At 59.1% G+C, this 26535-nt stretch carries 24 protein-coding genes; 10 read left to right on the plus strand and 14 right to left on the minus strand.

The genetic code is table 11. The annotated features are described in order from the left end of the window. Nucleotides 1-29 precede the first annotated feature (29 nt). Nucleotides 30-716 carry a lysoplasmalogenase family protein gene (locus tag AAC850_RS05430; RefSeq protein WP_340587651.1) on the plus strand — a complete coding sequence of 229 codons (687 nt, stop codon included), beginning with the start codon at nt 30-32 and terminating at the stop codon, nt 714-716. 22 nt (nt 717-738) lie between these two features. Here the strand turns inward: AAC850_RS05430 and AAC850_RS05435 are convergent, their stop codons facing one another. Further along, nucleotides 739-912: a hypothetical protein gene (locus tag AAC850_RS05435; protein ID WP_340587652.1), complete on the minus strand. Its 174-nt coding sequence runs from the start codon at nt 910-912 to the stop codon at nt 739-741. A gap of 75 nt (nt 913-987) precedes the next feature. Next, nucleotides 988-3834 (minus strand): DNA gyrase subunit A, encoded by a 2847-nt coding sequence (gene gyrA / locus AAC850_RS05440; RefSeq protein ID WP_340587653.1) that lies wholly within the window; start codon nt 3832-3834, stop codon nt 988-990. A gap of 360 nt (nt 3835-4194) precedes the next feature. On the opposite strand from gyrA, the gene AAC850_RS05445 reads away from it, so the two are divergent. Further along, entirely contained in the window at nt 4195-5412 is a 1218-nt protein-coding gene (locus AAC850_RS05445; RefSeq protein WP_340587654.1) for a tetratricopeptide repeat protein, read from the plus strand. 112 nt (nt 5413-5524) lie between these two features. Further along, a complete protein-coding gene (locus AAC850_RS05450; RefSeq protein ID WP_340587655.1) occupies nt 5525-6412 on the plus strand; it encodes a DUF2167 domain-containing protein in 888 nt (295 codons plus the stop codon). On the opposite strand, the gene ychF is transcribed toward AAC850_RS05450, so the two are convergent. After that, entirely contained in the window at nt 6402-7502 is a 1101-nt protein-coding gene (gene ychF / locus AAC850_RS05455) for a redox-regulated ATPase YchF (protein WP_340587656.1), read from the minus strand. The genes AAC850_RS05450 and ychF overlap by 11 nt on opposite strands. Nucleotides 7503-7632: 130 nt before the next feature. On the opposite strand from ychF, the gene AAC850_RS05460 reads away from it, so the two are divergent. Next, nucleotides 7633-9150: a tetratricopeptide repeat protein gene (locus AAC850_RS05460; RefSeq protein WP_340587657.1), complete on the plus strand. Its 1518-nt coding sequence runs from the start codon at nt 7633-7635 to the stop codon at nt 9148-9150. A gap of 88 nt (nt 9151-9238) precedes the next feature. Here the strand turns inward: AAC850_RS05460 and AAC850_RS05465 are convergent, their stop codons facing one another. Continuing rightward, on the minus strand, nt 9239-9976 hold the full coding sequence (locus AAC850_RS05465; protein ID WP_340587658.1) for a cistern family PEP-CTERM protein: 738 nt from the start codon (nt 9974-9976) through the stop codon (nt 9239-9241). Nucleotides 9977-10152: 176 nt separating this feature from the next. Between AAC850_RS05465 and AAC850_RS05470 the strand changes: the two genes are divergently transcribed. Continuing rightward, complete coding sequence (locus AAC850_RS05470; RefSeq protein ID WP_340587659.1) at nt 10153-11274, plus strand: tetratricopeptide repeat protein; 1122 nt, start codon at nt 10153-10155, stop codon at nt 11272-11274. Nucleotides 11275-11280: 6 nt separating this feature from the next. On the opposite strand, the gene pth is transcribed toward AAC850_RS05470, so the two are convergent. The 7 genes from pth to AAC850_RS05505 all read right to left on the minus strand — a co-directional run bounded on the left by pth (nt 11281) and on the right by AAC850_RS05505 (nt 16444). Continuing rightward, nucleotides 11281-11850, minus strand: coding sequence for an aminoacyl-tRNA hydrolase (gene pth / locus AAC850_RS05475; RefSeq protein WP_340587661.1), 570 nt, complete (start codon nt 11848-11850; stop codon nt 11281-11283). An 89-nt stretch (nt 11851-11939) separates the two neighbouring features. After that, nucleotides 11940-12641 carry a 50S ribosomal protein L25/general stress protein Ctc gene (locus tag AAC850_RS05480; RefSeq protein ID WP_340587662.1) on the minus strand — a complete coding sequence of 234 codons (702 nt, stop codon included), beginning with the start codon at nt 12639-12641 and terminating at the stop codon, nt 11940-11942. Nucleotides 12642-12744: 103 nt separating this feature from the next. Next, nucleotides 12745-13518 carry a TraB/GumN family protein gene (locus tag AAC850_RS05485; RefSeq protein WP_340587663.1) on the minus strand — a complete coding sequence of 258 codons (774 nt, stop codon included), beginning with the start codon at nt 13516-13518 and terminating at the stop codon, nt 12745-12747. 95 nt (nt 13519-13613) lie between these two features. Then, entirely contained in the window at nt 13614-14591 is a 978-nt protein-coding gene (locus AAC850_RS05490; RefSeq protein WP_340587664.1) for a TraB/GumN family protein, read from the minus strand. A gap of 42 nt (nt 14592-14633) precedes the next feature. Then, nucleotides 14634-15062, minus strand: coding sequence for a hypothetical protein (locus AAC850_RS05495; RefSeq protein WP_340587665.1), 429 nt, complete (start codon nt 15060-15062; stop codon nt 14634-14636). Beyond that, complete coding sequence (locus tag AAC850_RS05500) at nt 15046-15243, minus strand: helix-turn-helix transcriptional regulator (protein ID WP_340588077.1); 198 nt, start codon at nt 15241-15243, stop codon at nt 15046-15048. Before AAC850_RS05500 ends, AAC850_RS05495 begins: the two co-directional genes overlap by 17 nt. A gap of 223 nt (nt 15244-15466) precedes the next feature. Then, a complete protein-coding gene (locus tag AAC850_RS05505; RefSeq protein WP_340587666.1) occupies nt 15467-16444 on the minus strand; it encodes a TraB/GumN family protein in 978 nt (325 codons plus the stop codon). Between the two features lie 93 nt (nt 16445-16537). Here AAC850_RS05505 and AAC850_RS05510 point away from each other — a divergent pair, with 93 nt between their 5' ends. From AAC850_RS05510 to ppdK, 3 genes are read left to right on the plus strand one after another with little or no spacing between them, the layout of a single operon-like run. Then, nucleotides 16538-17437, plus strand: coding sequence for a glycine--tRNA ligase subunit alpha (locus tag AAC850_RS05510; RefSeq protein ID WP_340587668.1), 900 nt, complete (start codon nt 16538-16540; stop codon nt 17435-17437). Continuing rightward, nucleotides 17434-19758, plus strand: coding sequence for a glycine--tRNA ligase subunit beta (glyS, locus tag AAC850_RS05515; protein WP_340587669.1), 2325 nt, complete (start codon nt 17434-17436; stop codon nt 19756-19758). The genes AAC850_RS05510 and glyS overlap by 4 nt, the downstream gene beginning before the upstream one ends. Before the next feature lie 54 nt (nt 19759-19812). Then, nucleotides 19813-22485 carry a pyruvate, phosphate dikinase gene (ppdK, locus tag AAC850_RS05520; RefSeq protein WP_340587670.1) on the plus strand — a complete coding sequence of 891 codons (2673 nt, stop codon included), beginning with the start codon at nt 19813-19815 and terminating at the stop codon, nt 22483-22485. Here ppdK and AAC850_RS05525 read toward each other — a convergent pair. Continuing rightward, on the minus strand, nt 22468-23235 hold the full coding sequence (locus tag AAC850_RS05525) for a methyltransferase domain-containing protein (protein ID WP_340587671.1): 768 nt from the start codon (nt 23233-23235) through the stop codon (nt 22468-22470). The two genes, ppdK and AAC850_RS05525, sit on opposite strands and share 18 nt — an antisense overlap. Before the next feature lie 43 nt (nt 23236-23278). Here AAC850_RS05525 and AAC850_RS05530 point away from each other — a divergent pair, with 43 nt between their 5' ends. Both AAC850_RS05530 and hisI read left to right on the plus strand, forming a co-directional pair. Continuing rightward, nucleotides 23279-24037: a ComF family protein gene (locus tag AAC850_RS05530; RefSeq protein ID WP_340587672.1), complete on the plus strand. Its 759-nt coding sequence runs from the start codon at nt 23279-23281 to the stop codon at nt 24035-24037. A 389-nt stretch (nt 24038-24426) separates the two neighbouring features. Next, entirely contained in the window at nt 24427-24759 is a 333-nt protein-coding gene (gene hisI / locus AAC850_RS05535; protein WP_340587674.1) for a phosphoribosyl-AMP cyclohydrolase, read from the plus strand. On the opposite strand, the gene AAC850_RS05540 is transcribed toward hisI, so the two are convergent. After that, on the minus strand, nt 24714-25511 hold the full coding sequence (locus AAC850_RS05540) for an aspartyl/asparaginyl beta-hydroxylase domain-containing protein (protein ID WP_340587675.1): 798 nt from the start codon (nt 25509-25511) through the stop codon (nt 24714-24716). The two genes, hisI and AAC850_RS05540, sit on opposite strands and share 46 nt — an antisense overlap. Nucleotides 25512-25613: 102 nt before the next feature. After that, on the minus strand, nt 25614-26534 hold the full coding sequence (gene cysK, locus AAC850_RS05545) for a cysteine synthase A (RefSeq protein WP_340587677.1): 921 nt from the start codon (nt 26532-26534) through the stop codon (nt 25614-25616). Nucleotide 26535 lies beyond the last annotated feature (1 nt).

Here is a 26535-nt window from a genome sequence, read left to right on the forward strand (position 1 = left end):
AACGCTGCGTGACCTTTAGGTCTGGCCGGATGCCGCGTCGTGCCCTTGTGAACAAACGCCCCTATCTCGTGCTCAGTGTCATCGCGGCGCTGGCGTTCTACTATTTGCGGGCGAGCAACTTGCCTGAAATGTACCTTGTTCCGATCAAGGGAAGCGCGGTCGGTTTCCTCGCGCTCTATTGCTGGATGCGCCATTCATCAAAATCCGCGCACCTGCTGGCAAGTGCCCTGGTCGTGGCAGCCATCGGAGACATGGCGATCGAGTTCGACCTGATCCTTGGCGGAGCGGCGTTCTTTGTCGCGCATGTAATCATGATCGTCATGCTGTTGCGGCACCGCCGTCCGCCCTTGGAAGGGCGCGACAGCCTTGTATTCATCGTGCTTCTTCTTGGGACGCCCTTCGTCGCCTATTTCCTGCCCTATGATGATCGCCTGTCCTGGCCGGTAACGCTCTATGCGCTGGCATTGGGCGGAATGGCGGCAGGTGCATGGGCGAGCGATTTCCCACGCATTCGCGTTGGCGCGGGTGCCATCCTCTTCGTAGTTTCTGACCTGCTGATTTTCGCCGGACTGGGGCCGCTATCGGGCACCCAGATTTCCGAGTATCTTGTCTGGCCGATCTACTACCTCGGCATGTTCCTGCTTACGGTGGGCGTAGTGACAACCTTGCGGAAGCGCGATCCGGAATTGCGGGTGGTCAAGGGCGGTGCGGAGTAGAGCGCGTCGAAGCGAGGCTGACTTATTCAGCCCCGATCTGCGCGGCGACTTCCTCGATACTGCCGACAACAAGCAGGGGCGTTGAACCAACGATCCCGACTTTGGTCTGACCGTTCTCGTCAGACCGCAACCAGGCGACATTCGCCGCGACGACGAGATAATTCCCACCGCGTGACTTGAGCGAAACGAATTTCATCAGCCGGACTCCAGAGGTGAAGCCCGTTATCGCACGCCATACGTTAAATAATCATCTCATGATCAGGTGCGAAAGTCAGCTTTCGTCAGTATCTTGGTCGTCGAGATTGTCGTCAGAGTGCAGAGTGGTTTTCGGCTCGGTTTCGTCACCTCCACCGCGCCGCTCCAGCATTTCCTCCACAACAGCCTCTTCGGCCTCATTCTCGGGGCTTTCATCCTCATCGATGCGTGCTGCGCCGACGATATGTTCGCCCTTGGCAACGTCGAAGATACGGATACCCGACGACGTGCGACCATAGACCGCCCAGCCTTCGTGGTTTTCGAAACCGCCTTCGGTCATGTGGCGGAAGTTTATCGGCAAGCGGATCAGTTTCGCGCGATCCGTCACGAGCATCAGTTGCATTCCATGTCGCACAGGGAAGCTGGCGACGACCGGGCCGTTGCGATCTGGATTGCTGTCGGGTGAGCCGATGTTGGTCAATCCCTGTCCGCCGCGACCGATCGTGCGGTATTCATAGGCGGACGAGATCTTGCCATAACCATTGGCGGTGATGGTGAGGATGAACTCTTCCTCATCCGCCATTTTCGCCATCGTGTCTGCATCGAGCGTCGGTTCGTTCTCGTTGTTCTTCCACGCGGCCGCGCGCAGATAGGCATCGCGCGTTTCCATATCGGCGTCGAGACGGTCGAGGATGGCAAGGCTGACAACCTTGGCATCGTTTTTCAGCGCCATGCCGCGCACGCCGATACCGGTGCGGCTCTTGGTCTCGCGGGCATCGGTAGCGGCGAAGCGGATCGCCTTGCCGGCGTCGGAAGCGAGAAAGATCTCCTGCTCCTCGGTAAGCAGTCTTACACCGATCAGGCGGTCGCCGCTGTCCTCGACAAAGCCCATCGCGTATTTGCCTGCCGTTGGCACGTTGGTGAAAGCGTCCATCGAATTGCGACGGATCATGCCCTGTTCGGTGGCGAAGACGATATTAAGCGCGGCCCAGTCATCTTCGTCCTCGGGCAGGGGCAACACATTCGTGACGCGCTCGCCATCGCCCAGCGGCAACAGATTGACCATCGGCCGGCCCTTGGTCTGCGGCCCGCCTTCGGGCAGTTTCCAGACTTTCAGGCGATAGACACGGCCTGTATTGGTAAAGAAAAGCACGGGGTTATGCGTCGATGTTACAAACATTTCGACGACCGCGTCTTCATCTTTCGTCGCCATGCTTGAACGGCCCTTGCCGCCGTGTCGCTGAGCGCGGAAGGCTTCGAGCGGTGTGCGCTTGATGTAACCGCCGTGGGTGACGGTTACGACCATTTCCTCGCGTTCGATCAGGTCTTCGTCATCAAGCCCGTCCCAGGCCGGCGCTATTTCAGAAACACGCGGCGTAGCGAATTGGTCGCGCACGTCCTGCAATTCCTGGCGCATAACTTCATACAGCTTGATTCGGTCGGCCAGAAGCGAGAGATAATATTCGATCTTGTCGGCAAGCTCTTGCAATTCACCGCCAATTTCATCGCGCCCAAGCGCGGTCAGGCGATGAAGGCGCAGTTCGAGGATGGCGCGAACCTGGCGCTCGGAAAGCTGGTAAGTGCCGCCTTCTTCAGTATCGCTCGGCTCGATCGCTTCGACCAGCGCAATATATTGCGCGATTTCACCGATGGGCCACTTCTTCTCAAGCAGCTTTGCGCGCGCGATTTGCGGATTGGACGAGCCACGGATCATCGCCACGACTTCATCGAGATTGGAAACAGCGACCACCAGGCCGAGCAGGATATGGGCACGATCACGTGCCTTGTTCAATTCGTATTTCGTGCGCCGCGTGATAACTTCTTCGCGGAAGTTGATGAAAGCCTGGATGAAATCGCGCAAAGCAAGCGTTTCAGGCCGTCCACCACGAATTGCGAGCATATTGGCCGGGAAGCTCGATTGCGCGGGTGTGTGCCGCCACAACTGGTTGAGCACCACTTCGGGCGTGGCATCGCGCTTCAGGTCGATGACCACGCGGACACCGGCGCGGCTCGATTCGTCGCGGATATCGGAAATGCCATCAATGCGCTTTTCCTTCGCCGCTTCGGCAATTTTTTCGACCAGGCCAGCCTTGCCGACCTGATAAGGTATCGCGGTCAACACGATGCTTTCACGGTCGCCACGACCGACCTCGATTTCGTGCCGACTGCGCATGAGGATTGATCCGCGACCGGTCGTGTAGGCCGAACGTGCGCCTGCCTTGCCCAGAATCAGCGGTGCTGTCGGGAAATCGGGTCCGGGAATGATTTCGTGCAGCTGTTCGGACGTTATGCCAGGATCGTCCATATAGGCGAAACAGCCATCGATCACTTCGCCAAGATTATGCGGCGGAATGTTTGTCGCCATGCCCACCGCGATACCGCCGGCGCCATTGACGAGCAGATTGGGGAACCGCGCAGGGAGAACAGATGGCTCCTGCTCGGAACCGTCATAATTGTCGACGAAATCAACCGTGTCCTTGTCGAGATCGTTCAGCAGCGGCTCGGCTGCCTTAGCAAGGCGGCTTTCGGTGTAGCGCATCGCGGCAGGCGGATCGGGGTCCATGCTGCCAAAATTGCCCTGACCATCGATCAGCGGCAGGCGAAGCGACCACGGCTGCACCATACGGGCCAGCGCGTCGTAAATAGCGCTGTCGCCATGCGGGTGATAGCTACCCATGACTTCACCGACGATTTTTGCCGATTTGCGATAGGGCTTGGACGAGGTGTAGCCGCCAACCTGTGCGGCATAAAGAATGCGGCGGTGAACCGGCTTCAATCCGTCGCGCACATCGGGCAGGGCGCGGCTCACGATTACGCTCATCGCGTAATCGAGATAGCTGGTCTTCATCTCATCGACGATGTCGATGCGTCCGAAGTTTTCAGGTGCCGCAGGCGGCGTGAGATTATCGGTCTCGTCGCTCACTGAATGGTGGTATCCATGACTGTTCGATTTATCCCCAAATCCTAGGGGAAGGGGTGGCCTAGCGCCAGTTTTGCAGGGTGTTAGATGGGGAGAAAGTAGGGCTTTTCCACACTTGGCGGCCGCTGCGGGTCGAGCGCGGCTCGTTGAAGCCCTCGACGAGACGCAACCTGGCCTTTTTCCATTGCGTTAAAACCCCATTCAGCGGCATATTTGTAGGACAGATTTGCAATCTCGGGCGTTGTAATCCTAAACCGCCCTCGAACGACGCGGCAGCGCAGGCTGCCACAAGAAGTTTTTCAGGAGAGAATATCCATGTTTGCCGCCTTCCGTTCCGCTCGCCGGAAATCGTCTCATTTCGCCATGGCCATTGCCTTGGCCGGAGGTGCCGCCTTGGGCGCCGCCGCCACCGCACCCGCGGCCTATGCGCAAGATCATTCGTCCGGCTTCGTGGAAGCCTACCAGCCTGTCGCGCAGATGACGCAGGGAGAGACCCCGAACCATGCCGGTGCTCGCGCTCAGATCGAAGCTGTATTCGCTGCAATCGAAACGCCGGATGATCGAATGGCAGCAGGCAATCTCGCGCTGATTATCGGCCAGAATCTCAATGATGATGTGCTGCGGCGTCGCGGCATTGACACCATGCTGGCCAGCGGCAAGGTCGCTCCCGAGCAACTTGGCCAGTTCCACTGGTATAGCGCCAATTTCGCGTATAATGCCGGTGATTATGCAGTCGCTCGTCAAGCGATCGAACGGGCTTTGGCCAACGGATATGTTGATAGCGATTCGGAGCCTGGCAACGATCCCGAATATGTGATGCATCAGAGCTATGTTGCTGAAGGCAACCCGGCAGCCGGTGTCGCGTACATCAAGGGCATCGCCGAGACGCGCTTCGCGGCAGGGCAAGCCGTACCCGAACGCTGGTTGTTGCGTGCATTGCAGGACAGCCTCGACAACAACCTGACCCAGCAGGCCACGGAGATGTCGGCGCTGGTCGCACGGCACTATCCAACCCAGCGGAACTGGACCAATGCCGTCCAGATTCTCAATGCCTATTATGAGCTTGAGCCTGCTGCCCGGATTGATCTTTTCCGACTGATGCAGGCTACCAACACGATCACGACCCGTGGCGAGCTGTTCCGCTTTGCTGAGGATCTCGATCCGCGGATCATGGGCAATGAGGTCTTGTCGGTGCTTCAACACGGTGTGCAGAACGGTGTGATTGATACAGGCGATGCTTATTACACCGAGCTCACCGGTATCGCGACGCCGCGCGCAGCGACCGACCGCAGGCAGGTTTCGACTTACGTTGCCGAAGGTGAGAGCGGTGATGCGCTGGATGCCTTGGCAACCGGCGATGTGCTCTATTCGCTTGACGATTATGCCCAGGCACAGCGGTTCTACGAACTTGCTCTGGAGCGTGGTGGCAATCCCAACACGGCCCATACTCGCATGGGGATCACCCATGCCATGCAGGGCAATTACGCTGCAGCGAAAGATCACTTCTCGCGCGTAACCGGTGATCGTGCGCCGATTGCCAATTTGTGGTCGATCTACGCCGACCAGCAGATGGCGCAGTAAGCTAGCTTAATTTGAATGAGTTGCGGCGCGGAAGGCAGATGCTTTCCGCGCCGTTTTTTGTGTGAAACGCAAATCCACCTTGCGGTAAGCCTTGCGCGCTACATTGCGGGCCATGCGAAGCCTGCTTCTTACCTTTTTAGCCATGCTGCTGATGCAGTTTCCTGCTGCCGCGCAGGCACCGGCGGCCGTGGCGTCTCTCAAGCCCGAGAGTGGATCGATTGCTCTGCCTGAAGCCGAGGCGGAGTTGCATCTCGGTGAATACTATCGCTTTTACGGACCGTCGGGCGCGCGAACCATCCTGATCGACATATGGGAAAATCCACCTGCAGAGGCCGATGGCGTCCTTGGGATCATCATGCCTGCCGATGCGACACCCGATCAAAGGTCGTGGGGCGCAGTGGTGACTTGGGAGCCGATTGGCTGGGTTTCGGGAGAGAATGCGCGTGACGCCGACTACGAAGAGCTGCTCGCTCAGATGCAATCCGCGACGCGAGCGCTCAATCCGCAGCGCCGAGCCCAGGGTTTCCCCGAAGTGCAAATCATGGGCTGGGCGCAAGAGCCGCGCCACGATAGCGTAGCCAACACCGTTTCATGGGCGCGCGAGCTGCGCTTCTTCGACGGTGAGCCGCACACGCTGCATTACGATCTTCGGGTCCTTGGCCGGCGCGGTGTCCTGAGCATGAATGTCGTAGGGACAATGGACCAGCTTGATGAAATCCGCACGGCGGGAGATGACCTGTCAGGCCGCGTCACCTTCAATCCGGGCGCGCGCTATGCCGATTTCGACGCCCAACGCGATAATGTTGCGAATTATGGCGTGGCCGGGCTTGTCGCGACAGGCGTGGGCGTGGCCGTGGCGAAGAATGTCGGCGTCCTCGCTGTCCTTGCCAAGCTGCTACAACCGCTTGGCATTGCCCTGCTGATCCTCGCTGCGGCCATCGCCACACCCGTGCGGCGGCTGTTCGGCAGGACGCGGCCTGATGGCCCGGTTATACGTTGAACTTGAACAACATTACGTCGCCATCCTGTACGACGTATTCCTTGCCTTCCTGACGCAGTTTCCCGGCATCCTTGGCCGCCGTTTCGCCGCCGAGTGACACGTAATCTTCGTAGGCGATGGTTTCGGCGCGGATGAAGCCGCGTTCGAAGTCCGTGTGAATTTCGCCAGCGGCTTGCGGTGCGAGGGCACCTTCGGGGAAGGTCCAGGCACGCGATTCTTTCGGCCCGGCGGTGAAAAAAGTCTTGAGACCAAGCAACTGGTATCCGGCGCGGATGACTCGTGCGAGCCCGCTCTCTTCAAGACCCATTTCAGCGAGGAATTCGGCACGGTCTTCCGCCGGCATTTCTACCAGCTCGGCCTCGATCGCTGCGGAAACGACCACGGCCTCGGCCCCTTCGGATGCGGCCTTCGCAAATACCTTCTCCGACAAGGCATTGCCGTTGGCGGCATCGTCCTCTGCAACGTTGCACACGTAGAGCACGGGCTTGGCGGTAAGGAGCTGCGCCTGCGCAAAAAGTCGCGCTTCCTCGTCATCGTTCGGCGCAGTGAGGCGGGCGGGCTTGCCATCACGCAGCAATTGCAGCGCTTGTCCCAACACGCTGGCGAGCGCCTTGGCTTCCTTGTCACCGGCCGTGGCGCGCTTGGCCGCATTGTCGACGCGTTTCTCAAGGCTCTCGAGATCGGCCAGCATCAGCTCGGTCTCCACAACCTCCGCATCGGCGATTGGATCGACCTTGTTCGACACGTGCTGGATATCGTCATCCTCGAAGCAACGCAGAACGTGAACAATCGCGTCCACCTCCCTGATATTACCGAGAAACTGGTTGCCCAAGCCTTCGCCCGCGCTGGCACCCTTCACAAGCCCCGCAATATCGACAAAGCCGAGTTGCGTGTGAATGACCTTCGCGCTTTTTGCGATTGCGGCAATCTTGTCGAGCCGTTCGTCGGGCACCGCCACCTGCCCTACATTGGGCTCGATGGTGCAAAACGGGTAGTTGGCAGCCTGTGCAGCCTGCGTCTCAGTCAGAGCGTTGAATAGGGTGGACTTGCCGACATTGGGCAGGCCAACGATCCCGCAGCGGAATCCCATGAATCTGTAACCTTTGATCAATCGATGGTGTGTTGCGCGCGCCTTAGCCGCCTCCAGCCTTCATGACCAGTGGCGTGGAGTGACTTGCGCAGTAAACGGGTTTTCAACCCAAATCGGATTATGGGCGGCCATGAGAAAAGCCATTCGTACCACATCCGCCATAGCGCTCGCCCTCATGTTAGTTGCCTGCGGCCTGTCGCCCGAAGAACGCATGGAGCGCGCAGAGGTGGCTTTTGCGGAAAACCGCTTTTCCGAAGCGCGCCTCGATCTGGCCAGCGTGCTGCAAGAAAATGCCGAGAATGCCGGTGCACTCCTGCTGCTCGCCCGAACCCAGTTTCAACTGGGAGACGGGGAGGGCGCTGCTTCATCTCTGGCTCGGCTCGAACGGCTTGGAGGGCAGGCAGAAGGCCATGCCGCCCTCGTTGCCGAGGCGAACTTGCTGAGCGGTGATTACGAGACGGCTCTCGCGCAAGGGGAGGCGCTGCAAACCGCCGAAGGCGCGCGTATCGTGGCGCTCGCCCAGATCGGATTGGGGAATGTCCGCGCGGCGCAGGCAGCGTTCGAGGCAGGGTTGGCCCAAGGCGGAGAAAAAGCTCGTCTTCAGGCTGATTACGCCATCTTCATGCTCCAGGCTGGCGATTCCAGCGCGGCTGAGCGGCTCGCCACAGCAGCGCGTGTTGCCGCACCGTCTTCCCTCGATCCGCTGCTTGCGAGCGCGCGTATAGCGCAAGCGCGCGGTGAGATGCGTGCGGCACTGGGTTATTACGAGCAGGCTATGCGGCGATGGCCGGAAAGCCGGGCAGCAATATTGGGCCGTATCGGCGTATTGGGTGATCTGGGCCGCATGGAAGAGGCGCGCCCCCTCATAGAGGAGTTTGCGCACCGCATCCCGGGCGATCCCGACCTGGTGTACCTGCAGGCGCGGCTCGCGGCCGAGGATAATGACTGGAGCGAAGTGCGTGACATGCTCCAGCCTATAGAAGGGCGACAGGATACGCGGCAGCAATTGCTCTATTCGCGTGCATTCGTCGAACTTGATTTGCCCGAACAGGCGATACCGCGCCTAGCCACACTTCTGCGCCGAACACCTAGCAATGTTGAGGTCCGCCGCCTGCTGGCCCGTGCACAGCTTGAAAGCGGCGATGCCGAACGAGCGTTCGCTACAATCCATCCGCTCGCCAGCAGCGCGCGCGGAACTTCGCAAGATGTCGCCTTGTTCAATGCTGCCGCACGAGCATCAGGTCGCTCGGTCGAGGCCAACCGCGTATTAGTCGATTCGCCGCCAGCGGAACGGCTCAGCAATTTGTTGGCTGCGGGAGACCGTGCCTTGCGGGAAGAAAACTGGCGCGCAGCGATTGATGCCTATGAGGAACTGCGCGGCTGGACCGGCAATTCGAATGCCATGGTCCTCAACAATCTCGCCTTTGCACACAGCCGTACAGGCAACGCGCGCAAAGCACTGGAAATCGCCGAGCTTGCCCATGATCTTGCCCCGGAGCATCCTTCGGTAATGGATACGCTGGGCTGGCTGCTGGTGGAGAGCGGGCGGGACCGGTCGCGTGGGCTGCTGCTTCTCGAACGGGCCGCTGCTGCTGCACCAGCAAATGCGGTGATTGCGCGCCATCTGGCAGAAGCGCGTGGTGCCTAACTTGCGATAACAGGATCTGCATGGAGAAAAGGCGCCGTCCCGCGGGGGACGACGCCATTCTTTTGTGCCTCTGGCTGAACGGGCCAGCTTAGGCGAATGCGGGTTGCTCGACATGATCGCGACGACGGCGCATGAAGCCGAGCGACACGAGAGCAAGAGCCAGCAGTCCGAGCATGCCCGGTGCGGGAACCGGAGTGCCGCTCGTAGTGCTCGAAGTGGTAGTGCCGCTGGTCGACGAAATCTGCTCGCCCGAAGCCGAACCGACATTACCGGCACCGGAAATACCCTGATACCGCACGAAGAAGTCGCTCAAGGTAATTTCGCTCACATCGGGATCGAAGAACAAGGACAGCGTGCCGCTACCCGAATTGCCTTCGGAAACTCCGCCGCCATTCGAGCACGAGCCGCTGTTTTTCGCCTTGAAGCAAACATCGACCGCGCCGATCTGGTTCGGATAGCGCGGATCGCTTGACCGTCCGTCGGTCACGAAGGTGTAGCTGTAAGCACCGTCTACCGTCGCGCCTACGATGTCGGGATCGACATTGAAGGCAAAGCTCGAAATGTTCGAGGTCAGGCCACCGCTGGTCGTGTTGTCGACGGTGTACGAGAAATCGTAACGGTCGCCGCTCACGCTATCGAGCGTGAAAGTCAGCGTGCTCGTCAGATTGTCGATGGTGCTGCTGCTGTCGCCTACAAATCCGTTGAGATTGATCGAGAACGTGGTGCCTTCATCACCGGCACCCAGAGTAATGGGATCGGCATGAGCGGGAGCGGCAAACGCCAATCCGGCCAAGGCTGCGAGTCCTGTCGCTAGTTTCTTGAACACCTTCGTCTACCCTCAGATAACGCAAAATTGCGTGGTTGACAGAAATGAACGCAATCTCTGTGCCAATCCCTGATTTCGGCGTGTTACGAAGCTTAACGCGCCGCTGGATTGGGCCGAGTTGCAAAGTAATCCGACGCTTCACCGAAAATTTGCCGTTTGCGATTAAGCCCGCGAATATGACCGCGAGAAAGCTTTACTCAATCGTGCTGGCTGGAGCCCTGGCAGGTATGCTGGGAGCTTGCTCCCTGATCCTGTCCGACCCGGTCGACCAGTCCCGCGAAGCTTTCGTGCAGCAGGATTACACGGTCGCCCGTGAAGCTGCCCTCCAGGCATTACAGCAAAACGAACGCGATCCCGCAGCACTCGACCTGCTGGCACAAATCTATCTCGCTATGGGCCAAGGCGCCGATGCACTGGCAATTCTGGACCGCTTGAAAGCCACCGGCACCCCGCCTGCGAACGTGCGACTGCTCGAGGCCGAAGCCATGCTCCAGACAGGAGAACATGAACAAGCCTTGGAGCTACTTGTCGGTGAGGAAAGTGCCGAAAGCTGGCGGCTGCGCGCATTGGCCGCGAACCTCGCGGGTGATTCAGAGGTTGCGATTGCCGCTTTCCTGAGAGGGCGGGAAGCGGAAGGTGACAAACGAAAGTTGTTTACTGCCGAAGCCAATTTCCACCTCGCCCGCGGTGACCCGGCTGCTGCGCGCCATGCTGTGGCGCAGGTCCAGCGCCTCGCGCCGACAAGTATCGAAACGCTGTTCGTTTCGGCACGGCTCGCGCAGATCGATGGTGCGCCAGAACTTGCCGCGCGCGCATATCTCGCGATTCTCGATCGCGCTCCTGTTGATCGTCCGGCCTTGCTCGGCGCGATCGCGGAACTGGACAAGCTGGGGCGTATCGATTTGATCCGCGATCTGGTCCAGCGCGGTCGCGATGCCTATCCGCAAGATGTCGAATTCATCTACCTGACAGCAAGCCTGTATGCGCACGATGGCAACTGGTCCGCGACGCGTACATTCTTGCAAGAACATGAAAGCCGAATCGCTGCCCATGACAATGCGCGCGGGCTATATGGGCAGGCTCTGCTTGAAATGGGACAATTGGAACTGGCGCGGGCTCAATTGGCTCCGCTTAATCGCCGCTACCCCGACAATCCGGCCTATGCGCGCATTTTTGCCCGCATCCTGCTTGCCTTGGGCGAACAGACAGAGGCGCGCCGCGTAATCCGACCCATCGCATATGGACCGCACGCGCAGGATATCGACCGCGAACTGTTGCAGCAGGCATCTGCCGCCTAGATAGGCCTAGTCCTGCAACCGCAGCGCGATGTCGCTCATGAAGCGGGCATCATTACCCTTGGCGAGCCACTCCGCCTCGGCTCCGACAGCACCAAGCATTGCGGCAAGGTCATCTATCTCTGCCTTCGAATAGTTACCGAGTACGTGGCCGTGAACGCGTTCCTTGTGGCCCGGATGCCCGATGCCGATGCGCACGCGCCGGAAATCAGCGCCGCAGTGCTGGTCGATGGAGCGCAGGCCATTATGTCCTGCGTGACCGCCGCCTTGTTTGACCTTGATCTTGAACGGAGCGAGGTCAAGCTCATCATGGAACACGGTCAGCGCTTCGAGCGGCAGCTTGTAAAAGCGGAGCGCTTCTCCGACGCTGCGTCCGCTCTCGTTCATGAAGGTGGCAGGCTTGAGCAGGAGAATTTTCTCGCCGCCAATTCGGCCTTCTTGCATCCAGCCCTGAAACTTTTTCTGGACGGGGCCGAATTCGTGCATGTCCGCAATGACGTCACACGCCATGAAGCCGACATTGTGCCGGTGCATGGTGTAGCTCGGTCCGGGATTTCCAAGGCCAACCCAAAGTTGCATGACGCTTCCTGTATATTGCAGGCCCGCAAAAGCAAACGCCGGCCCCGTTAGGAGCCGGCGTCACTGTTTCCAAGGAATTAAGAGCCGTATTAGCTCTTGTCTTCCTGTTCTTCTGCAGCATCGGCATCAGGACCCTGTTCGGTCGCGGCGGTTTCGCCAGCTTCCATGTCCTCGCCGGTCTGATCGTCCTCGCCTTCACCGGCTTCACCCTCGGCACGCTTGAGCGCGGACGGAGCAACGATGGTGGCGATGGTGTAATCACGATCGGTGATGGCGCTTTCCGAACCTTCGGGAAGCGTAACAGCGCTGATGTGGATCGAATCGCCGACTTCGAGGCCGGTGACGTCGATCTCGATCTCGCCGGGGATCTTGTCAGCTTCGCAGTTAAGCTCAAGCTCGTGACGGACAACGTTGAGAACGCCGCCCTTCTTGAGGCCGGGGCTTTCTTCTTCGTTGACGAAGACCACGGGGATGTCGACGACGATCTTGGCGTTCTTGGCAAGACGCAGGAAGTCCACGTGAATCGGGCGATCCTTGACCGGATCAAGCGCCACATCCTTCGGAATCGTGCGGACGGCCTTGCCGCCAGCGTCGATCATCACGATCGAGTTCATGAAGTGGCCGGTCATCAATTGCTTGACCAATGCCTTTTCTTCCAGGTGGATCGTGGTGGGTTCTTCCTTGCCGCCGTAAATCACGGCGGGAACGCGGCCATTGCGACGCAATTCACGGGAGGCTCCCTTGCCAGCCCTTTCGCGCAACTCGGCCGTCAGTTTTAGAGCTTCGCTCATAACACTTGCCTTTCAATAGGTTGGATACACTCCTCCTGCCACGCCTCCAGGGATGACCATGACAGGGGAGGCGCGCGTTTAGCAGCAAACGGGAGTTTTGCAACTATTGTATGCGGCGCACCTTGTATCCGCGAGCGGTCAGAAGTGCCGGCAGGCCTGTGTCGCCGAGCATATGGCCGGCACCGACGGCAACCAGCAGGTCTGCGTCCGTATCTAAAGCCCGATATTCCACGATCTGGTCGACATAATGCGCGTTGCGCGCATCGACCAACGCGGCCTTCAGCACTACATTGCCGCGGAAGCCAGCCAGGATTCTTGTCTCGAGCGTCGCGATATCTCCGGTTAGCCAGGCCTCAGTGCGGGCTTCACTCGCGCTGCAATCCTGCTCTTCAGCAACCGAAAGCAGCAGATCGATTTGGGCATGATCTGGAAGGCCATCGAAAGCACCAAATTGCTGGCCGTAGCTTTCAAGCGACCGGGCATCGTCGAGCTCACGTAGCAATGCGCGATCGACACCATTGGCCGGGTTGGCGCAGCGGATGGCATTGCCCAATTGCAGAGCGACAGCCCATGTATCGGTATGGATGAGTGCCTCTGCATCCAAGCCTGCGCGATCGAGCGAAGTCGCCAGTGTGGCTCGCCGCTCCTGAGGCACCCGGTCTAGCAGCGGGGCAAGCTCGGTGTCGTAGGCGCGCGTTTCGAATGCCTCGCCCGCCTCCTGCCGGGCACCGAGATTGGCAATCTCGACCAGAAGAACATCCGTATCGGCGATGACCTGTTCGATTGCGGGCGTGCGCCATTCAAGACCATCGGGAAGCGAGTGGATCGTTCCTAACAGCCAGATGCGCTGGCCATCGGGTCCGGTCGCTTCCCACATGGCGGGGGAGGGCGCAGGCCATTCCCGACCAGAATCCAAAGGGGCGCCGCAGCCTGAAAGCCACAGCGCCCCGAGGATAGTAAGTGCTACGCGGATCAGTATTCGATCCGTTCGGCAGTGATGCCGCGTTCGGTCAGAAAGTCCTGCACGCTATCCTGGCCCGCAAGATGGCCAGCGCCGACTGCGATGAACACGGTGCCCGGTTGGTCGAGGCGATCATCGATCCAACCGGCCCAATTGGTGTTCCGTTGGGTCAGCAGAGTGTCGTAAAGAATAGGGTCGGCGGCCATTGCATCGTTGATGATCGCGGCAAGACCGTCAGGGTCGCCCTCGACCCATTCGCCAACCATCTGGTCAAACATTTCCCGCATGACGGCAAAACCCTCAACCGATTCATCCAGCATGGTCAGCTGCGATTCCATCGGCAGGCCGTCGAAAAAGCCCATCTGTTGCTCGACCGTCTCGAATGCAGCGCGGTCCTTGCCTTCGATCAGGTGATCGAGCTGGCGTTCGACGCCGTTGGAAGCATCAAGGCCGGCCTGCGTCATCGCAACCTGCGACATGGCAATGATGGCAAACCAGGGCTCAAAACCGTCGAAAGCGGCAACGGGAAGGCCCAGATCGGTCATTGCGGTTTCGTATTCGGCGCGGTCTTCTTCGTTCATCAGGTCGCGCAGCGTCCCGCCAGTCGTCAGCTGGGCAAGGCCCATCTGCATCTGCAGGATCGCCATGAGTTCGGGTGGCGGCGGGGTGCCGGAAGCCGGATCATATTCGGGGATCAGACTTGTGTCGATTTCGCTGACAAACTGGTCGGAGCTCGTCAGCGCCTGTTCGACGGTGGGGCTAAGCCAGTCGAGACCTTCGGGGAGAAGGTGCACCGTGCCGAAGAGGTAGATTGTCGTGTCCTCGTCAGCCACCCGCCAGAGTGCCGGGCCGCTTGCAGTCGATTCTGCAGCTTCATGGGCGTGTGCTTCATGTTCATGCGATTCATGTTCATGGGCAAGCGTCGTGGTCGGGTAAGCGCAGGCCGAAATGGCGAGCGCGGAAGCGGACAGGATCAGTTTCTTCAGCATCAGGTATTCCTCTCAAATAGTGTGATCGTTGAAAAGCGAAACTTAGCGGAAATTGAGTTTTCTCAGGCCGTAGACGGCCATGGTCGTGACAAACATGACCAGGATAATGCCGAGTGCAGTCGGCTGTGTGACGAGGCCCAGATCGGCGAAAAACCACCATCCCAAGTAGGTTATGACACCGGCATAAGCGCCGAATGTGTTTGCCCAGAGGTTGTCCTGCAGATCGATCTCATCAATGCGGCGGAAGTAATCCCATGTGAACCAGGAGAGGCCCGCGATAATCACGATTGTTGCGCTGACCGGCACCCAAAGCGGCAGTTCGCCGTCTTCATACATGGAAGATGCAATGCCGCTGAGCATGCCCGCGCCTGCAGACATGACCATAGCGATCATGAAGTATCGCCAGAACTTCCGGCGACGGGCCTTCAGGCGGGATTCTCCGGAAAGTTGGGTTTCACTCAGATCTGTCATCGAAGATCTCCTCGATCGGCAATTCAAACAGGCGCGCTATGCGGAATGCCAGCGGAAGAGACGGGTCGTGCTTGCCTGTCTCAATTGCATTGACTGCTTGCCGCGAGACCTCGAGCCTCCCGGCAAGTTCCGCCTGACTCCAGTCACGCATTGCACGCAGTACCTTGAGGCGATTGTTCATTTCCAAGCCTCCATTGCGGTGGGCGGTGGGTTCGCGTGTCATGTGAACCTTCCGAAATGTCAGGTTGTCATTACTATATGTCGCGATTCTGTGACTATGTCAACTCTACCTGACACAAAGTCAGGCAAACAGGACTGGTGCCGCACTAACAGATTGAATTTTAGGGGTCGAAAGATATTCAGAAACAGCGTTGCCGCTAAGATATCCGCATGTTTGAAGCCGCCTAGTTTAGTCGCTGTGCAACGAGTCCACGTGCCTCGAGCATGTCGAGCACCGTGTTATCGCCCTCGAAATGGCCCGCTCCTACGGCCAGCAGGACTGTGCCTGGTTGTTCGAGACGCTCTTCAAGCCAGATAGCCCAGGCTGCGTTGCGTCGATCCAGCAGGTTGAAGTTGAAGGCCCTGCCGATTGCGCCACTGCCTAGACCGATGTCGAAATTGTCAGCAACGATGCCGCGTGCCCAATTATGCTCCGCCTCCCAATAGGCGTTACCGCTGCGCGCTACATGTTCGGGATCGAAGAATGCGCTGGCTGTTTTCCCGTCCCATGCAACCAGGCTGCTATCCAGCTCGCCCAAGATCTCGGACCCGTCGAGGCGAAGCAGGCTGTACATCACCTCGCCCCAGTCCTCGATCGAAACGATCGGCCGCTCCCGCTCGAGAAATTCCTGCTCCAGCACGCTTTCAACGCCGTAGACAGGCGAAGAGGTATCATACTCGCCGCCGCTCATGCCCAATGTCATGAGGGCGACAAGCACCGGCATGGTGTCAACCGTATCGAAGTCGAGCCCCGTTGACCTGATCAATTGCCGCCAACGCACACTTCCGGCTTCGGACAGCCTGCTCGATGTCGGCAAGCGGCTGGCGATCCGCGCAGCCAACTTTGTGTCGACATCAACCGGGTCGGGCACATTTGCATAGGCGCTGCTCTCCACGACCAGCTCTTCCGCTTCCTCGATGATCGCATCGATACGTTCGTTGCGCCATTCAAACCCGCGAGGAAGAGAGTGGATCGTGCCCAGCATGTAGATGGTCGTATCTTCGTCCGACAAGATCCAGATCGCGGGCGAGGGCTCATAGTCCTGAGTAAAGGCAAACCGGTTTGGCTCCGCCGGTTGGGATTGCGCAGAACCCGAGGCGGGAACGGCAAGCAGCGTACAGGCGAAAGCAGCCAGTATCCGGTGGAGAAATCGCCTTTGCATCGTAGCCAGTTGAGACGACAATCAGCGCCGATGTCAAGCCACGCGCGCGCGCGGCATTGACGCCCTGCCAGCCATGAGCCATTGCGCCGCACCATGGAACGCAACCCTCAATCCTCTTTCCAGGACATGATCCTTGCGCTGCACGATTTCTGGAGCGCCCATGGCTGCCTGATCCTGCAACCCTATGACATGCGCATGGGCGCGGGCACTTTTCACACCGCAACGACCTTGCGCGCGCTGGGTCCGGAGCCGTGGAATGCCGCTTTCGTGCAGCCCTGCCGCCGACCGACCGATGGCCGTTACGGCGAAAACCCCAACCGGTTGCAGCATTACTATCAGTATCAAGTGATCTTGAAGCCGAGCCCGCCTGACATTCAGGACCTTTATCTCAAGAGCCTAGAAGTCATCGGCATCGATCCGCTCAAGCACGATATCCGCTTTGTCGAGGATGACTGGGAATCGCCAACGCTTGGCGCATGGGGTCTTGGCTGGGAAGTCTGGTGCGACGGGATGGAAGTGACCCAATTCACCTATTTCCAGCAGATGGGTGGGTTCGATTGCAAGCCGGTGGCGGGGGAACTGACCTACGGGCTGGAGCGGCTCGCCATGTATATACAGGGCGTCGACAGCGTGTTCGATCTCGACTTCAACGGTCGCGGTGTCAGCTATAGCGAGGTCTTTCTCGAGAACGAGAAACAGATGTCGAAGTGGAACTTCGAAGTCGCCGAAACCGATGCGCTGTTCGACCTGTTCGCCAAGGCGGAGGCAGAATGCCGGAACGCAATAGCTCATGACGTTCCCATAGCCGCCTATGAGCAGGCGGTGGAGGCAAGCCACATCTTCAACCTGCTGCAAGCGCGCGGGGTAATTAGCGTGCAAGAACGCGCCAGCTACATGGCCCGCGTTCGCGACCTGGCGCGCGGTTCCTGCGAGAAATATGCCGAAGTCATGGCACCCGACTGGCAGGCCAAATATCCGGAGTGGTCGCTATGAGTGATTTCCTCCTCGAAATTCGTTGCGAAGAAATTCCTGCCCGGATGCAGGCTGGTGCGCGCCGTGAGCTGGAAAGGCTGTTCCGGCGCGAGATGGATGCAGAAGACATAACGTTTGATGATCTTACGATCTGGTCATCGCCGCGTCGGCTAACGTTGATCGCGCGTGGCTTGCCTGAACAGACTGAGCCGAGCAAAACCGAAACGAAGGGACCGCGTGTTGGCGCTCCTGATCAAGCCATTGATGGATTCTTACGTCGCTATGAAAGAACTCGTGATGACCTGATTGAACGTGATGGCATCTACTTTCTTGAAGATTTTGCCGCCGGCCGATCTATGATGCGCGTAATTCAGGACGTGATCCCAAAAATAATCGAATCGTTTTCCTGGCCCAAATCAATGCGCTGGGGCGAGGCCTCGCTCAGCACCGAAAGCCTGCGCTGGGTGCGCCCGCTTTCCGGCATTGTCGCGCTGCTGGGCGAAGACCTTGTCGAGTGCGAAGTGCATGGGGTTACGTCAGGCTGGGTCACGCTGGGCCACCGCTTCCATTGTCCCGGCGACATTACCATCGGTTCGGCGGACGATTATGCCGAGAAGCTGCGCGCCTGCCATGTGATCGTCGATCATGAAGAACGCGCCGCGATCATTCGTGATGGTGCCGCCAAGGTGGCCGCCGATGCTGGCCTCACGCTGGTGGAAGATGAAGGACTGGTGGTTGAAAACGCCGGCCTAACTGAGTGGCCCGTGCCGCTGCTCGGGCGCTTCGACGAGGACTATCTCGACGTTCCGCCCGAAGTCATCCAGCTCACCGCGCGGGTGAACCAGAAGTATTTCGTGTGCGAGGATGCGGCGGGCAAGCTTGCCAACGCCTTCATCTGCACCGCCAACATCGCCGCTGAAGACCCCGCCGTGGTTGTCGACGGCAACCGCAAGGTTCTCGCCGCACGGCTGAGCGATGCGCGCTTCTTCTGGGACGTGGACCGAAAGACGACCTTGGCGAAGCACGCAGAAAAGCTAGAGCGGATTACCTTCCATGAAAAGCTTGGCAGCGTGGCGGAGCGGGCACAAAGAATTGGTAAAATTTTCAACGTCATAACGGGCGGCCATGATGATGAAAAACGCGAAGCAAAATCAATAGCTTTGGCGATGATGGCCAAGGGCGATCTCGTAACCGAGATGGTTGGAGAGTTTCCGGAATTGCAGGGTTTGATGGGATCATACTATGCCCACGCCGAAGGACAGCCAGATAATATCGCATCCGCAATTCGAGATCATTATCTGCCGACAGGCGCTGCGGATGGCATTCCAGAGAACTCGCTCGGCCATGCACTCGCAATTTCCGATAAGGTTGAGGCACTAAGCTCTTTCTTTGCAATTGGGTTACGTCCGACAGGCTCAAAGGACCCCTATGCCCTACGTCGGGCTGCCCTTGGTTTGATCCGGATAATATTGGAAACGAAACAGCGTATTGATTTACGGCTGCTCGTTGGGTTCGCGATCTTGGAACTTTGCACCCAAAAATACGACAAAGTTATCGCTTACATCGATGAGAACTATGGACAAGTTCCAGACTACAACACTGAATTGGATTTTGATGCAGAAAGAGGGCTTCTCACTTACAAGGGATTTGAAGCCAATATCGCACCTGATCTGCTTCTCGACATGCAACTTGCGCTTTTGGTGCAAGATGGCAACGAGGTAGAGCGTTTTCAGGACGAAGTTTTTGATTTCATTGTCGACCGCCTGAAAGTTCAACAGCGCGAAGCAGGCGTTCGCCATGATCTTATCGAAGCAATTTTTGTACTCGGCGGCGAGCACGATCTCGTCCGCCTGCTCGCTCGCGTCCATGCTCTCCAAGCCTTCATCGAAACCGACAACGGCGCCAATCTCCTCGCAGGCTACAAGCGCGCGGCCAATATCCTCAAGAAGGAAGACTGGCGCGGCATCGAGGGCGAGATCGCGCATACGGGTGAGGAAGACCCGCTGAGCCAGGTGGACGATCCCGAAATGGCGGAAGTCATTGCCGCCAAGATGGAAGAACGCCACGCGGCAGAGCATTCCTATACGCTTGAACCCGCCGAGAAGGCACTGACCGATGCGCTCGACGCAGCCGAACCGCAGGCCGAAGCAGCGATTGCGAAGGAAGATTTCGCCGCAGCGATGGCAGCTCTCGCCAGCCTGCGCGCACCGATAGACGCCTTTTTCGAGGAAGTTACGGTCAATGACGAGAATGCAGACAAGCGTGCAGCCCGTCTCGACCTGCTTGCAAGGTTCCGTGCTGCAGTGCACAACGTCGCCGACTTCTCGAAGATCGAGGGGTAGCGAATTCAACTTCCGGACACTTGCAGACGTGTCCATTCCGATAGGCAAGAACTCATGATCCCAACGGTCTATAACTTTGGCGGCAACGCGACGCATGACGACGCGCGGCAGAAGGACAAGACCGTCGCCGGCGGCAAGGGCGCAAACCTTGCTGAAATGGCCGGGATTGGCCTTCCGGTTCCTCCCGGTTTCACGATCACGACCGAGGAATCGGTCCGTTACCTGAATGAGGGTGAGGCCTTTTCGGACAAGCTGCGCGCTGATGTCGCGGCTTCGCTCGCGCACATCGAACAGGCCGTGGGCAAGACATTCGGCAATCCGGCAGATCCTTTGCTGGTATCCGTCCGGTCGGGCGCGCGTGTGTCGATGCCGGGCATGATGGATACGGTGCTCAATCTCGGCTTGAATGATGAGACAGTCGAAGGGCTGGCTGCAACCTCGGGACATCCGCGCTTTGCGTGGGACAGCTATCGCCGCTTTATCCAGATGTATTCTGACGTCGTGCTCGGCGTCGAACATGGCCTGTTCGAGGAAGCACTGGAAATCGCCAAGGAAGACCGCGGCTATTTCACCGATACCGAGCTTCAGACCGAGGACTGGCAGGAAGTGGTCGGCAGCTTCAAGGAAATCGTCGAGCGCGAGCACGGTTCGCCATTCCCGCAGGACGTGAACGAACAGCTCTGGGGCGCGATTGCTGCCGTGTTCGAAAGCTGGGACAGCGACCGGGCGAAAGTTTATCGCCGCTTGAACGGCATTCCCGGCGAGTGGGGCACGGCGGTCAATGTCCAGGCCATGGTGTTCGGCAATATGGGTGACACCAGCGCCACCGGCGTCGCCTTCACCCGCGACCCATCGACGGGCGAGCGCGCTTACTACGGCGAATGGCTGGTGAATGCGCAGGGTGAGGACGTGGTGGCCGGTATCCGTACCCCGCAATATCTCACAAAGGCGCGGCGCGAGGCGGCTGGAGCGGACCTTCCGAGCATGGAAGAAGCCATGCCCGAGGCGTTCGAGGAATTGGCACGCACATTCGACCTGCTCGAAAAGCACTACAAGGACATGCAGGACATTGAGTTCACAGTGCAGCAGGGCAAACTGTGGATGCTGCAAACCCGTTCGGGCAAGCGCACCGCCAAGGCTGCGCTCAAGATGGCGGTGGACATGGCAGACGAAGGGCTGATCGACGAGGAGACCGCAATCCTGCGGGTCGATCCGATGGCGCTCGACCAATTGCTCCACCCTGCGCTCGACCCCGATGCGCCGCGTGATGTGCTGGCCAAGGGACTTCCGGCATCTCCGGGTGCCGCCTCGGGCAAGATCGTGCTCGACGCCGATACGGCCGAGTTGTGGGCCAATCGCGAGGAAGCTGTAATTCTGGTGCGGGTCGAAACCAGCCCGGAAGACATCCACGGAATGCACGCCGCCAAGGCTATCCTGACGGCACGTGGCGGCATGACGTCACATGCGGCCGTGGTCGCACGCGGCATGGGGCGCCCTTGTGTCTCGGGCGCGTCGGCAGTCTCGATCGACCTGGCCAATCGCAAGCTGCGTATCGGTGATCGCGAGCTCAAGGAAGGCGATGTCATCACGCTGGACGGCGCCAAGGGCGAAATCATCGCCGGGCAGGTCCCCACGATCGAACCTGAAATGGCGGGCGATTTCGGTGTGTTGATGGAATGGGCAGACAAGCACCGCCGCATGGGCGTGCGAACCAATGCGGAAACGCCCGCCGACTGCCGTACTGCACGCGGATTCGGTGCCGAGGGCATTGGCCTGTGCCGCACGGAACATATGTTCTTCGATGCCGACCGCATCAGCGCGGTGCGCGCTATGATCCTTGCCGATGACGAAGCCGGACGCCGTGCCGCATTGGCTCGCCTGCTGCCCGAACAACGCGGAGACTTTGCCGAGATCTTCCGCACCATGGCAGGCCTGCCTTGCACGATCCGCCTGCTCGATCCGCCGCTGCATGAATTCATGCCAACGCGTGATGAAGAATTTGCCGAGCTGGCAGATGATCTGAATGTGGGTGTCGATCACCTCAAGCGCCGTGCAGGCGAATTGCACGAGTTCAACCCCATGCTCGGCCACCGTGGTTGCCGTTTGGGGATTACCTTCCCCGAAATCTACGAAATGCAGGCGCGGGCCATCTTCGAAGCGGCCTGCGATGTGACCGCCGAGGGCGGCGATGCTGTTGTGCCCGAAGTGATGATCCCTCTGGTAGCCACGCGCAAGGAACTCGAGATACTGCGCCAGCTTGTCGACCGTGTGGCCGAAGAGGTGTTCTCTGAGAGAGGCTCGCGGGTCGAGTATCTGGTCGGCACGATGATCGAACTGCCGCGCGCTGCGCTGATGGCGGGCGAAATCGCTCACGAGGCGCGCTTCTTCAGCTTCGGAACCAACGACCTGACCCAAACCGCGCTCGGCGTTAGCCGCGACGATGCCGGACGTTTCCTCGCGCCCTACGTCGATCAGGGAATCTACGCGCGCGATCCCTTCGTCAGTCTCGACATTGATGGCGTGGGCCAGTTAGTAGAGATCGCGGCAGAGCGGGGGAGGGCAACCACTCCCGACATCAAGCTCGGCATTTGCGGCGAGCATGGAGGCGACCCGGAAAGCATTGCTTTCTGCGAGAAGGTCGGTCTCGATTACGTCAGCGCATCGCCTTACCGCGTGCCGATCGCCAGACTTGCAGCAGCGCAGGCGGCATTACGCTCCGGCGAGTGACCGGCGGCCCGTGAGGGTGATGATCTCGAAGGTCTCGCTGACCTTGCCATCTTGGTCTGCCTGATCGAGAAATGCTTGCTCGGCGCGCTTCTTGCCGGCGTGAGTGAGGGGCGGGGCCGGGGATGCCAACGCGCTACCCATCGCGTGTTCGCGGAGGTCTCGGACCAGTCGGTCGAGCGAACCATAGCGCACCGTGAGCGGGAAGCTGTCCACCACCGAATCGCTCCAACCGGCACGCGAAAGCAATTGCGGACATGAACGCGGGTCGATCAGCGGGTGCATTCGCGCTGCAGGTCTGTCCGGCTCGGCATCGAACATGGCACGGCGCAACTTGCCCAGGCTCGCCCCGCCGATGAAACTGGCAATGGCAAGTCCGCCGGGTACCAGCAGTTCGCGTATCTGGATAAGCGCACCGGGCAGATCATTGACCGTGTCGAGACTGTTGATGGTGGCAACAAGATCGAATGTGGCAGAGCTCAGCGGGAGCGGATCGTCAAAGTCCTGCTGTTGGATATCAGTGATGTCGGGCAACGTTTGCCAGGGACCAGACGATATCGCTCCCGCGTCAAAGCCCTCGACCAGCACGCGGCTTGGCTCATGTCGTAGGAAGGCAAGGCGCTCGTGCGCATCCTGCGCCATTTCATCGAGCAGGAATGGGACCTGTTCGCCTTCGAAGCGCATCGCAGACGCCCTGCGATTACGGGCACGCTTGCGGCCCTTGGAGAATATCTGCGGTGGTGCCTTGGCCATATGCGCTTGCCTACAGCCGAAGGGCGGGGCAGCATAGTCCGCAATGCTAGCTTCCCGCCTTGTTTCAGAGACTTTCGCGCCATTGGTGGATCTGATCTACCCGCCGCGCTGTCCGTTGTGCGGTGACGGATTGGCGGCGCAGAAGGGATTGTGTTCCGCTTGCTGGGGAACACTGTCGATCCCGGGCGAGCCAGCCTGCCGGAAGTGCCAACGTCCCTTGGCAGATGGCGAGTTCGACGAGAGCCAATCTTCCACCCTGACATGCGCCCCCTGCACGGCTCGCCCGCCCCGGCATGACGGGATTGCGGCAGGGACTCTCTACAACGACGCCGCACGAAAGCTGGTCCTGTCGTACAAGCACGGGGGCAGGATCGCGTTAGCGCCGATGCTGGCAAGGCTGACCAGTGCAAGGCTTCCCGTGCTGGATGGAGATTGGCTTGCTGTCCCGGTTCCGTTGCACCGTTTTCGGCTGTGGAAACGTGGCTTCAACCAGTCTGCCCTGCTTGCACATGAAATCAGCAAATTATCCAGAACCGAACTTGTGGTGGACGGTCTGGTCCGCACGCGCGCTACCCCAGCACTTGGCGGGCTTGGCAAGGTGGCGCGAGCAAATACGCTAAGGGGCGCGATTGCAGTCAATCCCAAGCGTCTTCCGAAATTGCGGGGCGCTAACATCATCCTCGTCGACGATGTCCTTACAAGCGGCGCGACCACCAGCGTTTGCGTCAAGGCGTTGAAGCAATCGGGTGCGAAAAAGGTGGTGATCGCCTGTTTCTCGCGCGTTCTCGGTGAGGCGGCCTAGGCGGATATAGAAATGCTAAACGCCCGAAGGTTTCCCTTCGGGCGTTCGCGTGACGATCTCGCTGGAACCTCGCGTCACCCCCCAGCAGCGCGGCAGTTCCAAACCCTCATGAATCGGGAGATGTTTGCCATCTTTCCCGTTTCCTCCCATTCCTTGGCACTTGAAGTGTCATGAAACGACAGTCGGCCCGTCAAGCCGAAGCGCCTTCATCTCACTGAAAGGTTTCAGAGCAAACCGCTTTCTGGGATGTGGTAGAAATTGATACGGTTCTGTGATTATCGTGCAACAAACAGGTATGCGCGATGCAACCTGTTAACTTATTTGGAAAGGTAACTGCCATTTCTTCGATAGACCTCCACGATGAAGATCGCGAGCAGGGCACTTCTTTCATGCCAAAATTCGACGCTGCCGGGCTGTTGAGTGCTGTGGTGCAGGAAGCAACGACAGGCGAAGTGCTGATGGTGGCGTTCATGGATGCCGAAGCCTTGGCTGCCACGCGCAAAAGTGGCGAGGCACATTTCCACTCCCGCAGTCGCGGCAGGCTCTGGAAGAAGGGTGAGACATCGGGAAATGTCCTGAAAGTAGAGGAAATACTGGTCGACTGTGACCAGGATGCGCTGGTTCTGAAGGTGACTGCAGCCGGTCCCGCTTGTCATACCGGGGCGCGAAGCTGCTTCTATCGCTGGATCGACGGCGACTCGCTGGTCCGCTCTGGCAGTTGACTTAGTTTCTCTGCTTCCCGGTAGAGCTGTTCCCAGTCGTCCAGCTCATGCTTGGCATCGGTAACGAAGGGGCTGCGGCGCATGTACCAGTCGAAAAAGCGCGCCATCCAACTCCCCGGAGCGCGCAGGGGTCTACCGACTTGGCATAGCAGGATGATCCGCGCCTCAGCGGTGTTGTTCCAGACCTCATGCTCGTAGGTATCGTCGAACACGGTCCATTCACCAGCACGCCAGTGAAGCGTGTTTGCATCCACCTCCATGCGGCAATTTTCGTGATCGGAAGGCACGCACAAGCCAAGGTGTGCGGTGAAAAAGCTCTTCGAAACACCGCGATGGCGGGCGATATGCGCACCGGGAGCGAGGATAGAGAAGAATGCGGAGTTAAGCTGCGGGATGCGCTGCACCAATTCCATCGTGCGCGGTGCACGGGCAACGTTGTCAGGCACTTCATTGCCGTAACCGATCAGGAAAAAGCTGCGCCAACCATCGTCGGTGGCAATCCGGCGATGGTCGGGAGAAATGCGGCGCAAGGGCGGGATTGCTTCGGCATGAGCATAAATGGCCTTCGCTTCGTCGCGAATCTCTCCCCATTTCTCGGCGATCGGTGCCGTCCATCCGAACTGCGCGGCATCCAGGACGGGGTCGTTCGGAATAAGGGAGAAACGCGCGCCGAAAGCGTTGAGCTTGAAGCGATGCTTCTTGAGGCATCGATACAGCGGCGGACGCGAATTCAGATGGGTGGCAGGCGTCACAGAAGCTCCTGTCAGCTACGTAACGACCCACCCCGCAATGATTGCGCGATCCCTATTCTATTTCAAGTGCTATTGCGCAGGCGTCGCGCAGCCTATCTTTGCTTACTCGGTAGGGAGGAAATCCGGCACCGAGAGGTACCGTTCTCCGGTATCGTAATTGAAGCCAAGCACACGTGTGCCAGCCTCCAGATCTGGCAACTTCTTGGCAATCGCCGCGAGAGTTGCTCCCGAGCTGATGCCCACAAGCAATCCTTCTTCCACCGCGCAACGACGCGCCATGTCTTTCGCCGCTTCAGCGTCGACCTGGATGGCACCATCGATGGAGCGGGTGTGCAGATTGCCCGGAATGAAGCCTGCACCGATGCCCTGGATCGGGTGGGGACCAGGTTGTCCGCCGGATATCACCGGTGAAAGCTCTGGCTCCACTGCATATGATTTCAGCCCCGGCCAGCTCTTCTTCAGTTCCTCCGCACACCCAGTGAGATGTCCGCCGGTGCCAACGCCAGTGATCAGGACATTGATGGGAGTGTCGGTGAAATCGGCAAGGATTTCCTTTGCAGTCGTGCGAACATGCACATCCACATTGGCCGGGTTTTCGAACTGCTGCGGCATCCACGCGCCTTCAGTCTGTTCGACCAGTTCGGCAGCGCGTTCCAGCGCACCCTTCATGCCCTTTTCCTTGGGCGTGAGGTCGAAACTGGCACCGTATGCGAGCATCAGGCGACGCCGCTCGAGGCTCATGCTTTCGGGCATAACCAGCACCAGCTTGTAGCCTTTAACAGCCGCTACCATCGCCAGACCGATGCCGGTATTGCCGCTGGTCGGCTCCACGATTGTGCCGCCGGGCTTGAGCGCACCCGATGCCTCGGCATCTTCAACCATGGCGAGGGCAATACGGTCTTTGATCGAACCACCCGGATTGGCGCGTTCGCTTTTCACCCAGACTTCGTGATCGGGAAACAAGCGTGACAGGCGAATATGCGGTGTGTTGCCGATGGATTGCAAGACATTGTCGAATTTCATG

Origin of the sequence: Erythrobacter alti, from assembly GCF_037996805.1 — a bacterium.
GTDB lineage: Bacteria > Pseudomonadota > Alphaproteobacteria > Sphingomonadales > Sphingomonadaceae > Alteraurantiacibacter > Alteraurantiacibacter alti.